The organism is Caulobacter sp. HMWF025, from assembly GCF_003060965.1.
Lineage (GTDB): Bacteria > Pseudomonadota > Alphaproteobacteria > Caulobacterales > Caulobacteraceae > Caulobacter.
Genome location: NZ_QAII01000144.1, coordinates 23559 through 38594 on the forward strand (window position 1 = coordinate 23559; position 15036 = coordinate 38594).

Annotated in this window: 12 protein-coding genes and 2 pseudogenes; all 14 read right to left on the reverse strand. The window is 66.7% G+C overall.

The window, feature by feature from the left end:
- The coding region (locus tag DBR10_RS15045; protein WP_233243427.1) for an NAD(P)/FAD-dependent oxidoreductase at positions 1–1080 on the reverse strand (1080 nt) is incomplete at its 3' end.
- 36 nt (positions 1081–1116) lie between these two features.
- Entirely contained in the window at positions 1117–2517 is a 1401-nt protein-coding gene (locus DBR10_RS15050; RefSeq protein ID WP_108505400.1) for a glutamine synthetase family protein, read from the reverse strand.
- A complete protein-coding gene (locus tag DBR10_RS15055; protein ID WP_108505399.1) occupies positions 2514–3917 on the reverse strand; it encodes an aspartate aminotransferase family protein in 1404 nt (467 codons plus the stop codon). Before DBR10_RS15055 ends, DBR10_RS15050 begins: the two co-directional genes overlap by 4 nt.
- Positions 3918–4049: 132 nt before the next feature.
- Positions 4050–4808 (reverse strand): gamma-glutamyl-gamma-aminobutyrate hydrolase family protein, encoded by a 759-nt coding sequence (locus DBR10_RS15060; RefSeq protein ID WP_108489754.1) that lies wholly within the window; start codon positions 4806–4808, stop codon positions 4050–4052.
- 58 nt (positions 4809–4866) lie between these two features.
- Positions 4867–4959 (reverse strand): annotated as a pseudogene (locus tag DBR10_RS20145) (hypothetical protein); the annotation flags it as partial.
- A 9-nt stretch (positions 4960–4968) separates the two neighbouring features.
- Positions 4969–6036: an ABC transporter ATP-binding protein gene (locus DBR10_RS15065; protein ID WP_233243436.1), complete on the reverse strand. Its 1068-nt coding sequence runs from the start codon at positions 6034–6036 to the stop codon at positions 4969–4971.
- Between the two features lie 50 nt (positions 6037–6086).
- Positions 6087–6941 carry an ABC transporter permease gene (locus DBR10_RS15070; protein WP_108505398.1) on the reverse strand — a complete coding sequence of 285 codons (855 nt, stop codon included), beginning with the start codon at positions 6939–6941 and terminating at the stop codon, positions 6087–6089.
- Positions 6941–7846: an ABC transporter permease gene (locus DBR10_RS15075; RefSeq protein ID WP_108505397.1), complete on the reverse strand. Its 906-nt coding sequence runs from the start codon at positions 7844–7846 to the stop codon at positions 6941–6943. The genes DBR10_RS15070 and DBR10_RS15075 overlap by 1 nt, the downstream gene beginning before the upstream one ends.
- 143 nt (positions 7847–7989) lie before the next feature.
- Positions 7990–9087: an ABC transporter substrate-binding protein gene (locus DBR10_RS15080; RefSeq protein WP_108505396.1), complete on the reverse strand. Its 1098-nt coding sequence runs from the start codon at positions 9085–9087 to the stop codon at positions 7990–7992.
- Between the two features lie 80 nt (positions 9088–9167).
- Positions 9168–10541, reverse strand: coding sequence for a glutamine synthetase family protein (locus tag DBR10_RS15085; protein ID WP_108505403.1), 1374 nt, complete (start codon positions 10539–10541; stop codon positions 9168–9170).
- A gap of 8 nt (positions 10542–10549) precedes the next feature.
- A complete protein-coding gene (locus tag DBR10_RS15090; RefSeq protein WP_108505395.1) occupies positions 10550–11917 on the reverse strand; it encodes an aspartate aminotransferase family protein in 1368 nt (455 codons plus the stop codon).
- On the reverse strand, positions 11914–13353 hold the full coding sequence (locus DBR10_RS15095) for an NAD-dependent succinate-semialdehyde dehydrogenase (RefSeq protein ID WP_108505394.1): 1440 nt from the start codon (positions 13351–13353) through the stop codon (positions 11914–11916). Before DBR10_RS15095 ends, DBR10_RS15090 begins: the two co-directional genes overlap by 4 nt.
- 4 nt (positions 13354–13357) lie before the next feature.
- On the reverse strand, positions 13358–14848 hold the full coding sequence (locus tag DBR10_RS15100) for an aldehyde dehydrogenase (RefSeq protein WP_108556480.1): 1491 nt from the start codon (positions 14846–14848) through the stop codon (positions 13358–13360).
- Positions 14849–14912: 64 nt separating this feature from the next.
- Positions 14913–15036, reverse strand: a pseudogene (locus DBR10_RS20150) (GntR family transcriptional regulator); the annotation flags it as partial.

A 15036-nucleotide genomic window follows, 5' to 3' on the forward strand; every position in this document is an offset into this window, starting at 1 on the left:
CCCCGAATAGCCCGAGGCCACCCGCACGCCCGGCGCAATCTCGCCCACGAACGGGACCCGGTTCATCGTGATGCCCAGGGTGCCGCCCCAGGCGTGGTCGATCGGCACATCGGCCAGCTGCGGATAGACCTTCAGCATGTGCCGACGCACAAAGCCGGCCAGGTCGGACGGGAATCCGGGCCGGTAGTTCTCGCCGCCACCGAACAGCAGCCGGCCGTCGGGGGTCTTGCGGAAATAGTTCACGACAAAGCGGCTGTCGGCCACCGCCGCGTCCGAGCGGATGATCGCCCCGGCGCGCTCGCCGAGCGGCGCGGTGGTCAGGATGAAGTTGTTGATCGGCATGACCCGGGCGCGAGCCCTGCGCGCCATACGGTTCAGGGAGCCGTCGCCGGAGAGGATCAGCTGGTCGCAGGTCACCGTGCCGGAGGCGGTCTCAACGATGATCCGCCCCCCTTCGCGCCGCCAGTCCAGGGCCCGGGTCTGCTCGTGGATCACGGCCCCGGCGGACATCGCGGCCCGGGCCAGGCCCCGCGCCAGGTTGAGGGGGTGCAGGTGGGCCCCGTCACGGTCAATCAGCCCGCCGTGATAGACGTCCGTCCCCAGCTCATGGGACAGATCGTCCGGCGCGATCAGGCTGAGCGCGTCGCAGCCATAGACCCTCGCCATATGGTCGATATGGGCGGCGTCCTCGGCCTCGCCGTTCGGACGGTGGCGGGCATGGATCATGCCGGGCTTCAGGTCGCAGGCGATGGCATGGCTGGCGATAGTGGCCTGCAGATGATGTCGGGCGTCCTCGGCCAGCCGCCAGAGCGCAAGGGCATCGTCCTTGCCGACCGTCTGCTCCAGCCAGACCTGGTCGCGGCGCTGACCGGTATGGACCTGCCCGCCGTTCAGACCGGAAGCGCCGGCCCCGACCCGGCCGGCCTCGAGCACGATCACCGACACGCCGCGCTGCGCGAGGGCCAGCGCCGCGCCCAGGCCCGTGAAGCCTGCACCGATAACGCAGACATCGGCCGCTGCGCCGCCGGTCAGCGGCGGCTGATCGGCGAACGGGTTGGCGGTGGCGGCGTAGTAGCTCATTGCCCGCCCCGATATTCAGGGAAGGGCCTGATCGCCCTAAACATTCAGCAGCAGGAACTCCCGCTCCCACGGGCTGATCGTCCGCATGAAGGTCTCGTACTCGGCTTCCTTGACCGTGTCATAGGCCTGGCAGAAGTTGCGACCCAGGATCTCGACCAGCGGCTCGCAGGCCTCGAACAACCGCAGGGACTCGCTGAGGCTGCGGGGCAGCTCGATCCCCCGGACGCTGGCATCGGTCGCAACCGGATCGGATGGCGTGAGGCCTTGCACCATGCCCAGATAGCCGGCCGCCAGGGTGGCGGCGATGGCCAGGTAGGGATTGGCATCCGACGATGGAATGCGGTTTTCCAGGCGGCGATTGGCCGGATTGGACGGCGGCACGCGCAGGCCGCAGGTGCGGTTGTCATAGCCCCACTGGGTGTTGACCGGGGCCCCGCTGCCCCGGGCGATCCGGCGGTAGGAATTCACATAGGGGGCCAGGATCGCCATGATTGCCGGCAGATAGGTCTGCTGTCCGGCGATGAAGTTGTGGAACAGCGCCGTCTCCTCGCCCGTCTTGGCGTGCGAGAACAGGTTCTGGCCGTCGGCATCGACGATCGACTGGTGAATGTGCATGGCGCTGCCCGGCTCGGACGCCATCGGCTTGGCCATGAAGGTGGCGTAGATCTCGTGCTCCAGCGCCACCTCGCGAATGGTGCGCTTGAACATGAACACCTGGTCGGCCAGTTCCAGCGGCGGACCGTGCCGCAGATTGATCTCCATCTGGGCCACGCCGCTTTCGTGGATCAGGGTGTCGATCTCCAGACCCTGGCGTTCGGAGTATTCGTACATGTCCTCGAACAGGGCATCGAACTCGTTGACCGCGCTGATCGAATAGCCCTGCCGCCCGGTCTCGGGCCGGCCCGACCGTCCGATCGGGGGCTTGAGGGGATAGTCCGGGTCGGTGTTGCGGTCGACGAGATAGAATTCCAGCTCCGGCGCGACGATCGGGGTCCAGCCCTTGTCGGCATAGAGGGCCAGCACCCGGCGCAGTACCTGGCGGGGGCTCTCCTCGACCGGTCGCCCGTCCGGATGGAAGGCATCATGGATCACCTGGGCCGTCGGATCCTGGGCCCAGGGCACCACAGCCAGGGTGGCCAGGTCCGGGGTCAGGAAGATGTCGGTGTCGCTCTGCACGGCATTCACCGCGCCCTCGAACTCCGGGAAGTCCCCGGTGATCGTCTGGTAGAACACCGCCAGCGGCAGGTTCATCGACGGCGTGCCGAGGAACTTGCGCACTGGCATGATCTTGCCGCGCGCCACGCCGGCCAGATCGGGCACGACGCACTCGATCTCCTCGATGTTCTGCCGCGCGAACCAGGCCTGCGCCTCCTCCAGCGAGGCGACGCCGCGGTTGATCCGCTGGTCGGGCTTGGCCTTCTTGTGCTTGGGCTTCATGACACATCCCCCGGCTTCAGGGCCCGCAGGACCGGCTCCGCCTCGTCCAGCGACTTGCGGATGATCGCCACAAGCTTGTCGATCTCGGCGTGGGTGATGATCAGGGGCGGGCAGCAGACGATGGTGTCACGGATGCCGCGCACCATCAGGCCATTGGCGATGCAGCGGTCGCGGACGATGGGACCGGCCTCGCCTTCCTTGTCGAGGAAGCGGAGATTGGTGCCGGGCTCGCGGACGATCTCGACGGCACCGATCAGGCCCAGCGAGCGGGTCTCGCCGACCAGCGGGTGGTCGTTCAGGGTGGCCAGGGCCTCGGCCAGGTAAGGACCCGTATCCTCGCGGGTGCGGGTGACCAGATCCTCGCGCTCCATGATCTCGATGTTCTTCAGGGCCACGGCGCAGCAGGTCGGGTGGCCCGAATAGGTGAAGCCGTGGATGAAGTCGCCGCCCTTCTCGCGCAGTTCGGCGACGATGTGGTCGGCCACGCCCACGGCGCTGATCGGCAGGTAGCCGGACGACAGACCCTTGGCCATGGCGATCATGTCCGGCTTGATGCCGTAGTGCTGGTGGCCGAACCACTGGCCCAGACGCCCGTAGCCGCAGATCACCTCGTCGCAGACCAGCAGGATGCCGTACTTGCGGCAAAGGGCCTCGACTGCCGGCCAGTAGCCGTCCGGCGGAATGATCACCCCGCCCGCGCCCTGCACCGGTTCGCCGATAAAGGCGGCGACGTTTTCGGGACCGAGCTCGAGGATCTTGTCCTCGATCTCCTTGACCGCGCGGGCGCAGAAGTCTGCCTTGTCCTCGCCGAAGCCCTCACCGAACCAGTAGGGCTGCATCACGTGATGCACGCCGGGGATCGGCAGGTCGCCCTGCACATGCATGTGCTTCATGCCGCCCAGCGACACGCCGGCCACGGTCGAGCCGTGATAGGCGTTCCAGCGGCTGATGAAGGCGGTGCGCTGCGGCTGGCCCTTCAGCTTCCAGTAGTGACGGGCCAGACGGAAGACCGTGTCATTGGCCTCTGACCCCGACGAGTTGTAGAAAACGTGGGTCAGGTCGCCGCCCATCTTCTCGGCGATCTTGGCGGCCAGCCTGATCGGCGGCGGCGTCGCGGTCTTGAAGAAGGTGTTGTAGTAGGGCAGCTCCAGCATCTGCTCATAGGCGGCTTCGGCCAGTTCCTTGCGGCCATAGCCGACATTAACGCACCACAGCCCCGCCATGCCGTCGAGGATCTGGTTGCCCTCGCCGTCGTGGATATGCACGCCGTCTGCGCGGGTGATGATCCGGCTGCCACCCAGTTCGGCGATGACCTTGTGGTCAGCCTGGGCCGGCAGGTGGTGGGCCAGGTCCAGGCGCTTGAGTTCGGCGATGTCGTGATTGCGGATCGGGGCGTTCATTCTGGGCTACTCCTGGACTTTTCTTGTCCGCCGATCCCCGCGAAAGCGATGATCCGGGCGGTGTTTGGTTGTTCTGACTGGGCAACGGCCGCCAGCCCGGCCCGGGTTCCCGCTTGCGCGGAGGATCAAAGACTAGGGATTTGGAGGGACCGCCGGCTCGCCCCGCAGAGCGCGGCCGAACAGCTGGAAGAAGGTCTGGGACTGGGCGTTGGCAGCGGTTTGCCATTCCGGATGCCACTGCACGGCCAACAGCGGCGCGCCATTGACGGTGGCGGAGACCGCCTCGACCACGCCGTCTGGCGCTTGCGCCTCGACCGTCAGGCCCTCGCCCAGCCGGTCGACACCCTGATAGTGGACCGAATTGACCACGGCCCGGTCCGCGCCGAAGGCGGTCGCCAGCACGCCGCCGGGCGTCAGGTCGACCGGGTGCTGGTGGTCGAACATGCCGTTGAAGTCGACATCGTCCGGCGCATGGTGCGGGATCAACGCCTCGTTCAGGGCCATGTCGCGACGGAGAGTTCCGCCGAAGGCGACATTGATCTCCTGGAAGCCGCGACAGATGCCGAACACCGGGCGGCCGAGGTCGAGCATGGCCTTGATCAGGTCGGCGGTCATGGTGTCGCGCGCGGCATCGAACGGGCCCGGAGCATCGCCGATCTCCTCGCCGTAGAGCACCGGATCCAGGTTGGAGGGGCTGCCCGTCAGCATCAGACCATCGAGCCGGGTGGCGACTTCAGAGGCTCTCATCAGGTCGGGCATGGACGGCACAAGCAGAGCCGCCGCATCGGCATAGCGCATCGCGCCGGCGACATAGCGGTTCATGACCGCCTGGGCAGGCTCGATCCCGACGGTGCGGGTGCAGCAGATAATGCCGGCGACGGGACGGGTCATGGGATCAGCGTCCTTTTCCGCTGCCTTTCGCTTGTCATCCCGGAAGCGCGTAGCGCTATCCGGGACCAAGGGGCCGGCGCATCGCGGTTGCCCCTGGGTCCCGGCTCTCCGCTTCGCTGCGGCCGGGATGACAAGCTTTGGTTGGTTTGAAGGGAGCAGGTCATGACAGCAGGATGGCCGGCGAGCAGGCGTGCCAGCACAGCCAGACCGTCTCACCCAGCTTGAAGTCTTCCTGGTCCCAGCGGGTCAGGTTGGAGCGGTGCACCTTGACCCGCCGGCCGCCGGCGATCTCGACCTCATAGACCGACGAGCCGCCCAGATAGGCCTCATGGGTGATGACGCCGGCCACGGCATTGGTGCCCTTGGGGGCATCCCCGAGATTGGGCGGCTCGTCGCCGGCCTTCTTGTGCAGTTCGATCTTCTCGGGCCGGATCGCCGCCCAGGCGGTGCCGCCGCGCGGCCCCGTGACCCCGTGGTCCAGGAAGATGTCGACCGGCATGTCCGGCGACCGGATTACCGCATGGCTGGGCTCGTCAACGGCCAGAACGCCCTCGAACAGGTTCACGCTGCCGATGAAGTCGGCCACGAAGCGGCTGTTGGGGAACTCGTAGAGATCGTTGGGCGTGGCGACCTGCTGCAGCACACCCCGGTTCATGACCGCGCAGCGGCTGGCCAGGGCCAGGGCCTCGTCCTGGTCATGGGTGACCATGATGAAGGTGATCCCGACCTTCTCCTGCAGGGTGCAGAGTTCGGTGCGCATCTGCTCGCGCAGCTTGGCATCCAGAGCCGACAGCGGCTCGTCCAGCAGCAGCACGCGGGGACGCTTGACCAGGGCCCGGGCCAGGGCCACGCGCTGGCGCTGGCCGCCGGACAGCTGATCAGGCTTGCGCCCGCCGAGGCCGCCCAGTTGCACCAGTTCCAGGGCTTCCTCGACCCGCCGGGCCCGCTCTGCGGCCGGCACGCGGTCCACCTTCAGGCCATAGGCGACATTGTCGGCGACCGTCATGTGCGGGAACACGGCATAGGACTGGAACACCATGTTTACCGGCCGCTTGTTCGGCGGCACGGTCGAGACATCCTCGCCGTCGATCAGGATCCGGCCCTCGGTCGGGGTTTCGAAGCCGGCCAGCATCCGCAGGAGGGTGGTCTTGCCGCACCCAGACGGGCCGAGCAGCGAGAAGAACTCGCCCTCCTCGACCGACAGCGAGACATTGTCGACCGCCACCATCTTGCCGAAGCGCTTGGTGACGTTCTCGAAGGTGATGATGGGTTGCTTGGTCACGATTTTTCTCCGCCATGGCCGGCCGTCGCTGCGGAACTGCCCTGCAGCTTCAGCGCCACGGCCGTCAGGATCACGGTCAGCACAATCAGGATGGTCGAGGCCGCATTGACTTCGGGCGTCACCGAGAAGCGGACCATCGAATAGACCTTCACCGGGAAGGTCACCGTATCGGGCCCGGCGGTGAAGAAGGTGATGACGAAGTCGTCGAGGCTGAGCGTAAAGGCCAGCAGGGCTCCCGCCACCAGGGACGGGGCCATGTGCGGCAGGATCACGTCGCGGATGGTCCGGAACTCTCCGGCCCCGAGGTCGCGCGCGGCTTCCTCCATCTCGCGGTTGAAGCTGCTCATTCTCGCCCGCACCACCACCGCCACGAAGGGGAAGGAGAACGAGACGTGGGCGATGATGATGGCCCCCAGATTCAGCGGCCAGCCGAGGCCCTGGGGCCAGGGCAGGACCTTGGCGAAGAACACCAGCATGGCCACGCCCATGCAGATCTCGGGCACGACGATGGGCAGGGCCAGGGCTCCGTCAACGGCCGGCTTGCCCGGGAACCGGAAGCGCCACAGCGCCAGAGCAATCATCGCGCCCAGCGCGACGCTGAGCACGGTCGAGACCGCGGCGATGGTCAGGCTGTTGCCGAACGCCTCGATCAGACCGTCATTGTTCAGGGCCTTTTCGTAATATTTGAGCGTGAAGCCCTTCCAGACGATGTTGCGCCGGCTGTCATTGAAGCTGAAGGCCATCAGGGCGATCAACGGCGCGTAGAGGAAGATGAAGACGGCCGCCAGCCAGGCCTGCATCTGCCAGCGACGCAGATATTCCAGCGGCCCGGGGGCGTTGCGTTTGGCCATCACTTCGCCTCCGGGGTCTTGCGGGACAGCACGGCCTGGATCGCGATGGCGATGAAGGTCATGTACATCAGCAGGAAGGACATGGCCGCGCCGAAAGGCCAGTCATTGGCGCGCTTGAACTGGCGTTCGATGACGTTGGCGATCATCTGACTGTCGGGTCCGCCCAGCAGGTCAGGCGTCAGATAGGCCCCAAGGGCCGGGATGAAGGTGATCAGCACGCCCGAGGCGATGCCCGGCAGGGCCAGCGGCACAACGATCTTGAACAGGGTCCGCATGTGACCGGCACCCAGGTCGAGGCTGGCCTCCAGCAACGACTTGTCCAGCCGGTCCAGGGCCGAATAAAGCGGCAGCACCATGAACGGCAGGTGGACGTAGATCAGGCCGAGAATGACCGCGAAATTGTTGTGCAGCAGTTCCAGCGGCTGGAAGTCGCCCAGGGGCTGCAGGCCCAGCAGGGCCGCAAGCGTGCCGCCGCCCTTCCACAGCCACTCCAGGCCCATGTTCACATAGCCCTCGGTCCGCAGCACGGCGATCAGGGCATAGGTGCGGATCAGCAGGTTCGTCCAGAATGGCAGCATGATCAGCAGAAGCAGCCAGGTCTTGGCCTTGTCGGACGCGAAGGTGATGGCCAGGGCGACCGGAAAACCGATCACCAGGCACAGGCCCGTAGTGATGGCCGCCACCCAGGCCGACTTGATGAAGATCTTCAGGTAAAGGGGCTCGATCGCCCGGGCGTAGTTCTTGAACGTCCCGGTGATGGCGATGTCGGTCAGGCCGTCATTGTGGCCGAAGCTGTAGGCCCAGACGATCGCCAGCGGCACCAGGAAGAACAGCACCAGCCAGAACAGCGGCGGGCCCAGCGCAGCGGCGAACACCGCCTTGGCCTGTTTCCAGCTCTGCTCCATGGGGTGATCTCCCGTTCCTCAAATCCTCCCCCCAGCGGGGGAGGTGTCGACGCAGTCGACGGAGGGGGAAGCTCTGCGAATGCATAGCGATCCCCCTCCGGCCTTCGGCCGCCTCTCCCTTCAGGGAGAGGACTTTCCGCCTCTTAAGCCGCCCGCACCCGGGTGATGACTTCTTCGTATTCACTGGCCTTTTCGGCCCCTTCAAAGGCCCCGTATTCGCACTTGGCCATGATCTCGGTGGACGGGAAGATGACGGGGTTGTTCTTGTAGTCGTCCGGCATCAGCGCCTTGGCCGCTGCATTGGGGGTCGGATAGAGGATCGTTTTCGAGATCCCCGCCCCGGCCTCGGCATCCAGTAGATAGTTGATGAACTTGTGAGCGTTCAGGGGACGCGGCGCACCCTTCGGGATGCACAGGGTGTCGGAGTTGATCAGCGACCCCTCCTTCGGGATCACGAAGTCGACGTCCTTGTCTTCCTTCATCAACTGGGCGATGTCGCCGTTGTATTCGAGGACCAGGTCCACCTCGCCCGAGGCCAGCATGTCCTGGCCGTTGTCGTCGTGGAACGCCTTCACGAACGGCTTCTGCTTGATCAGCATCTTCTCGATCTCGGCGACGAGCTCGGGCGGGATGTTGTTGACGCTATGGCCCTTGTATTTGGCGGCCAGGCGGATCAGGTCGGCGCTCTCCGACAGCAGGGCGATCTTGCCGGCGTACTGGTTGCTGTCGAACAGATACTTCCAGCTGTCCGGCACGCCCTTCACCTTGCTCTTGCGATAGCCGATGCCGAGCACCAGCCAGGTATAGGGCATGGAGAACTTGCGGCCCGGGTCGTAGTCCGGGTTCATGAAGGCTGGATCGATGTTCTTCAGGTTCGGGATCTTGCTGTGATCCAGCGGCTCCAGCAGCCCGGCCTGGCCCATGCGGGTCACAAACTCGTTGGACGGCACGATCACGTCGAAGCCGGGATTGCCGGCCTTCAGCTTGGCGAACAGTTCGTCATTGGTGGCGAACAGGCTCATGTTCACATCGACGCCGGTGGCCTTCTTGAAGTCGGCCAGGGTCGTGTCGCCGATATAGGTGTCCCAGTTGTAGAAGTTCAGCTTGGCTTCCTCGCCCCCGGCTTCCGTCGGCGCAGCCGCCTTGGGGCTGCAGGCGGTGAAGGTCAGGCCGACGGCGGCGGCCCCGGTCGCCGCCAGCAGAGACCGGCGGTTCATGCCGCGTTGCGTGATGGTGCTCATGATCTCGAATTTCCCCAATCTGTTCCGTCAGATGCCGACTTCCGTCGGCCCCAGGTTCAAGCTCTCGTCGCGTATCGTGGTCACGCGTTACGCAGGTACCAATCGAAATCGAGGCTGGTGACGGCCTCGAAGAAGCGCGCCTGTTCCGTGCGCTTGACCGAGACAAACATGTCTACGAAACGGTCGCCAAGATATTCGCGCAGCACCGTAGACTGATCAAACAGGTCGACCGCCGCGAACCAGTTGGACGGCAGGCGGGACTTTTCTTTCGCCGCTGCCGCATAGCCGTCGCCGACCACGGCGGGACCGGGGTCCAGCTTCTGGGTCAGGCCATGGTGGGCACTGGCCAGCAGCACGGCCATGACCAGATAGGGATTACCGTCCGCGCCCGCGACGCGGTGCTCGACATGGCGGGTCGGAGCCGGACCGGCCGGGATGCGCAGCGACACGGTGCGGTTGTTGACCCCCCAGGTCGCCGCGACCGGCGCATAGGAATTGGCCTTGAAGCGGCGATAGCTGTTGGCGTTGGGGGCCAGGATCGCCATCCCCTCGCCCAGCAGGGCCTTCATCCCGCCGATCGCCTGGCGCAGCATCGGCGAGCCTTCCGGATCCTCGTCGGCACAGAGATTGTTGCCGGCCGCATCATTGAAGCTGACATGGACGTGGAAGCCGTTGCCCGCCCGATCTGACCATGGCTTGGCCATGAAGGTGGCCTCGCAGCCGTGACGCAGGGCCACGCCCTTGGCCATGCGCTTGTAGAGCAGGGCATCGTCGCAGGCCCGCAGCGCATCGGGCTTGTGCTTGAGGGTCAGTTCCACTTGGCTGGGCGCGAACTCGGAAATGGCCCCTTCCAGCGGCACGCCGATCACATCGGCCGTCGCCCACAGTTCCCGCAGGAACGGCGCGATCGATTCCAGTTCCGGCAGGCCATAGACCTCGATGCCCTGCGGCCGGTGACCGGTCTGCATCGACCTGGGCGGCTGCAGGTCACCGTCGGCGGTCCGCTCGGTATCGACCAGATAGTATTCCAGCTCGCAGGCGGCGACCGGCGTCAGGCCGTCGGCCGCATAGCGGTCCAGCACCCGCTGCAGCACGTGGCGCGGATCCAGGTCGTTGGGCGTGCCGTCCAGCTCATAGAGCGACAGCATGACCTGGGCCATGTCATCGCCCAGCCAGGGGGCCAGGGTCAGGGTTCCGGGCACCGGGCGGGCGCGGCGGTCGGCGTCACCGTCCTCCCAGACGAGGCCCGTCTCCTCGCAGTCGGCGCCGCGCGTATCGACCACCAGGATCGAGCCCGGCAGGAAGCGGCCATAGTCATAGATGGCCTGCAGTTCGTGCACGCGCAGGCGCTTGCCGCGCGGCACACCGGTCATGCTGGTGAAGAAGACGTCGACAAACTTCACCTGCGGATGGGCCGCGAGAAAGTCGCGGCATTCCTGGGGATCGGCAACCATGGGATGGCTCATGCGGTCAGGCCCTCGAGCGCTCCGGCAAAACCGTCGACCGCCGCGACCAGCCGGTCGATCGACGCGTCTTCGGTGACCGGAGACACCAGCATCATGTTGTGAAAGGGCGCGATGAGGACGCCCCGGTTGATCAGCCACAGATGAAGCGCGGCCAGAAGCTCATGGTCCAGAGCCTTGCGCATCTGGGCGGCGTTTTTCGGTGGAGGATTGACGAAAACCAGTTCGACCCGGGCCCCGACATGGGCCACCGACCACGGCAGCCCCCGGGCAGAGATCACCCCGCGCAGGCCGGCGACCAGACGCTCGGCCCCGGCCAGCATCCGGTCATAGGCGGCGTCGGTCATGACCTCGGTCAGCATGGCCCGCATGGCGGCCATGGCCAGGGCGTTTCCCGAAAGGGTGGTGCCGATGCCCGACTGTCCCGGACCGATCTGCGCCTGGGCGGCATCCATCTGCGCCGAGAGCTCGGCGGTGACGCCCCAGACCGCCGCCGGGACGCCGCCGGCAATGGCCTTGCCGACCACAAAGAGGTCGGGCTGCAGGTCGTGCAGGCGGGTATAGCCGCCCGGGCCACTCGACAGGGTATGGGTCTCGTCCAGGATCAGCAGGGTTCCGGCCGCCCGGGTCAGGGACCGCAGGGCGTCATGAAAGCCTTCGTCCGGCAGGATCATGCCGCAATTGGTCATCACCGGCTCGGCCAGTACGGCGGCGACATCGCCCGGAGCCAGGGCGGCTTCCAGGGCGGCGAGGTCGTTGAAGGGCACGACGCGGGTTGTGGCCGTCAGGTCATGAACCTGGCCGACCAGCCCTGGTTTCATGACGCCCGCGCCGTCCTTAAGAACGACAAAGGCATCCTCGACCATGCCGTGATAGCAGCCATCGAACACCAGGATCACCGGCCGGCCGGTGACGGCCCGGGCCCAGCGGATCACCGCCCGGTTGGCGTCGCTGGCCGTGGTCGCCACCTGCCACAGCGGCAGGCCGAAACGCTCGGCCAGCAGGCGTCCGACCATGACCGAGGTGGCCGTCGGCAGCATGAAGCCCGCGCCGCGCCGGATCTGGTCGGCCACGGCGGCCGCGACCGAAGCATCGCCGTGGCCGAACATCGACGGCGTGTCGCCGAGACAGAAGTCGTCATAGAGCCGGCCGTCGACATCGGTGATCTGGGCCCCCACGCCCTGGGCCGCAAAGATCGGCGTCGGGCTGGCCCAGTCGTTCATCCAGTGCAGGGGCGCGCCGCCGCGCCAGACGCTCGCGGCCTGGGCGGCCATGGCGACGGAGCGCGGGTGCTCGGCGCGGAAGCGATCAGCTTCGGCCCCGAGCAGGTCGTTCAGCGTCGGGGCGTCGGCACGTTCGGGGCTCATCCACCCACCCCGCCGAAACAGAGGTACTTGGTCTCGAGATACTCATCGAGGCCCTCGGAGGCCCCTTCCCGGCCAAGACCGGACTCCTTGACCCCACCGAACGGTGCGACCTCGGTCGAGATCAGGCCCTCATTGATCCCGACCATGCCGGCCTCGATGGCCTCGGCTACCCGCCAGCAGCGGCCGACATCGCGGCTGTAGAAATAGGCCGCCAGGCCAAAGGGCGTGGCATTGGCGAGCTCGATGGCTTCGGCTTCCGTCTCGAACTTCACAATGGGGGCGACGGGGCCGAAGATTTCTTCCTGGAACAGCCGCATCTCGGCCGTCGCCCCGGTCAGCACCGTAGGCTGGTAGAACAGGCCGCCCAGGCCGTGCACATCGCCGCCGGTCAGGACCGTAGCCCCGGCCTCGACGGCCTCGCGCACCAGGCTGTCGACCTTGATCAGGGCCTTGTCGTTGATCAGCGGGCCGATGGTCACGCCCTCGCCCGTCCCCGGTCCGACCTTCATGGCCGCGACCCGCTCGGCCAGCCGGGCGGCAAAGGCGTCATGAATGCCCGACTGCACGATCAGCCGGTTGGCGCAGACGCAGGTCTGTCCGGTATTGCGATACTTGCTGGCGATCGCCCCCTCGACGGCCGCCTCCAGATCGGCGTCGTCAAAGACGATGAAGGGCGCATTGCCGCCCAGCTCCAGGCTGAGCTTCTTCATCGTACCGGCGCACTGGGCGTATAGGGTCTTGCCGACCGGGGTCGAGCCCGTGAATGACAGCTTGCGGACCCGGCTGTCGTCGCAGAGCGCCCGGCCGATGTCGCTGGCATTGAGGCCAGTCACAACGTTCAGGACACCGGCCGGCACTCCCGCCTCTTCCGCCAGTCGGGCAATGGCCAGCGCGCAGAGCGGGGTCTCGGCGGCCGGCTTGATCACGACCGTGCAGCCCGCCGCCAAGGCCGGCCCGACCTTGCGGGTGATCATGGCGATGGGGAAGTTCCACGGCGCGATGGCCGCGCAGACCCCGACGGGCTGCTGGATCGACATCATCCGCTTGTTACGGTCAGGGGTCTGGATCGACTGGCCGTGGCCACGCTTGGCCTCCTCGGCGAACCAGTCAATGAAGCTGGCCCCATAGGCGACCTCGCCCCGCGCTTCGGCCAGGGGCTTGCCCTGTTCGGCCGTCATCAACTGGGCCAGGTCCTCGCTCCGGGCCAGGATCAGATCGCTCCAGCGGCGCAGGATCGCCCCACGGTCCTTGGCCGTGCGCGCTGCCCAGGCTGGAAAGGCCCGATGGGCGGCCGTGATCGCCGTGCGGGTCTCTGCCGCGCCCAGGTCCGCTACCTCGGCGATGACGTTGCCGTCAGCCGGATTGACCACCTCGAAGGTGGCCTCGGCCGCAATCCATTGGCCGTCAATGAAGGCCCGGGTTTCAATCAGGGTCATCAGGTCACCTCAGCGTTACGGACACCGACTTCAGGTCGGCATACTTGTGCAACGCATGAAGGCTGCGGTCGCGGCCAAAACCGGACTGCTTGAAGCCCCCGAACGGCATGGTGATGTCACAGGCGTCCCAGCCGTTGATCCAGACGAGACCGGCCTTCAGCTTGCGGGCTCCGCGCAGGGCCCGGCTGATGTCGGCGGTCCACAGGCCGGCGGCCAGGCCGTAGACGGTGTCATTGGCCAGACGCAGCGCCTCGTCCTCGCCGGTAAAGCCCATAACACCCAGCACAGGGCCAAAGACCTCTTCGCGGGCCAGGGTGCTGTCCGGGGCCACCTGGTCGAAGATGGTGGGCTCGACATAGAAGCCGCCACTGTCCTCGCGAACCCGCTCGCCGCCCAGCAGACGCCGCGCGCCCTGGCTGTCGGCCGTGGCGATAAAATTCAGCGCGGTATTCATCTGCCGCTCGCTGACCATGGCCCCGATCTGGGTTGCCGGATCCAGAGGATCGCCCACCACCATAGCGCGGGCGATCTCGACGACCCGGGCGACGAAGGCGCTGCGGATCGACTCCTCGACCAGCAGTCGCGAGGCGGCGGTACAGACCTCACCCTGGTTATAGAACACCCCCCAGGCGGCGGCCTGGGCGGCGGCTTCGAGGTCGGGGCAGTCGGCGAACACGATCTGGGGCGACTTGCCGCCCAGTTCCAGCGACACCCGCTTGAGGTTGCTGCGAGCCGAGGCCTCCATCAGCCGGCGGCCGGTGGGGCCCGAGCCGGTGAAGGCGATCATGTCGACGTCCATATGCAGGGCCAGGGCCTCGCCCGCCGTCGGACCCAGGCCCGGAACGACGTTCAGAACCCCCGGCGGCAGACCCGCCTCCAGCGCCAGCTCCCCCAGTTTCAGGGCGGTCAGGGGCGACTGCTCAGCGGGCTTGAGCACCACGCTGTTGCCCATGGCCAGGGCCGGAGCCACCTTCCACATCGCCATGTGCAGCGGGAAGTTCCACGGTACGATGGCCCCGATCACGCCCAGCGGCTCATGGGTCGCATAGCTCAGCCGGTCGACGGGCGAGGTCCCGACCTCGCCATAGACCTTGTCGAGCGCCTCGGCGTACCAGCGGCAGGTGTTGATCGCGAGCGGCACGTCCACGCTGCGGGCATCGGAGATCGGCTTGCCGACATCCAGGCTTTCCAGCAGGGCCAGCTCTTCGGCATCGCGGGCCATCAGATCGGCGAGGCGAAAAAGGATCGCCTTCTTCTGTCGCGGTCCGAGGTCGCGCCAGCGGCCGTCCTCAAAGGCGGCGCGGGCACTGGCCACGGCACGGTCGACATCGGCGGCCTGACAGGAGGCCACCTGGTTCAGTACGCGGCCGTCGCGGGGCGAGACATTGTGGAAGGTGGCCCCGGAGGCGGCCTCGACCCGCGCGCCGTCAATGACCGCCCGCCCCGGAAGAGACAGTCCGGCCAGCGCTTGCGTCGGATCAAAGGCGAGGGTCAAGAGTGGAGTTCTCCAAAACTGTGATCACAGTTTGCCGGGCAGGCGAGACTGTCAAGCCACCGCTTCATGCCGCAGCCTCGACAGCCAGCCGCATCTTGTCCATGCCTTCGGAAAGGTCAGCGGCGATGGCCGCGCGGGCAGCGTCAGGATCCCTGGCCTTCAGCGCCGCCATCGCCTCGGCATGGCGG

Coding starts and splice junctions, on each gene's coding strand:
- DBR10_RS15050 (WP_108505400.1), bottom strand. CDS start 2,517: ATGAAGCCCAAGCACAAGAAGGCCAAGCCCGACCAGCGGATCAACCGC.
- DBR10_RS15055 (WP_108505399.1), bottom strand. CDS start 3,917: ATGAACGCCCCGATCCGCAATCACGACATCGCCGAACTCAAGCGCCTG.
- DBR10_RS15060 (WP_108489754.1), bottom strand. CDS start 4,808: ATGACCCGTCCCGTCGCCGGCATTATCTGCTGCACCCGCACCGTCGGG.
- DBR10_RS15065 (WP_233243436.1), bottom strand. CDS start 6,036: ATGGTGGCGGTCGACAATGTCTCGCTGTCGGTCGAGGAGGGCGAGTTC.
- DBR10_RS15070 (WP_108505398.1), bottom strand. CDS start 6,941: ATGGCCAAACGCAACGCCCCCGGGCCGCTGGAATATCTGCGTCGCTGG.
- DBR10_RS15075 (WP_108505397.1), bottom strand. CDS start 7,846: ATGGAGCAGAGCTGGAAACAGGCCAAGGCGGTGTTCGCCGCTGCGCTG.
- DBR10_RS15080 (WP_108505396.1), bottom strand. CDS start 9,087: ATGAGCACCATCACGCAACGCGGCATGAACCGCCGGTCTCTGCTGGCG.
- DBR10_RS15085 (WP_108505403.1), bottom strand. CDS start 10,541: ATGGTTGCCGATCCCCAGGAATGCCGCGACTTTCTCGCGGCCCATCCG.
- DBR10_RS15090 (WP_108505395.1), bottom strand. CDS start 11,917: ATGAGCCCCGAACGTGCCGACGCCCCGACGCTGAACGACCTGCTCGGG.
- DBR10_RS15095 (WP_108505394.1), bottom strand. CDS start 13,353: ATGACCCTGATTGAAACCCGGGCCTTCATTGACGGCCAATGGATTGCG.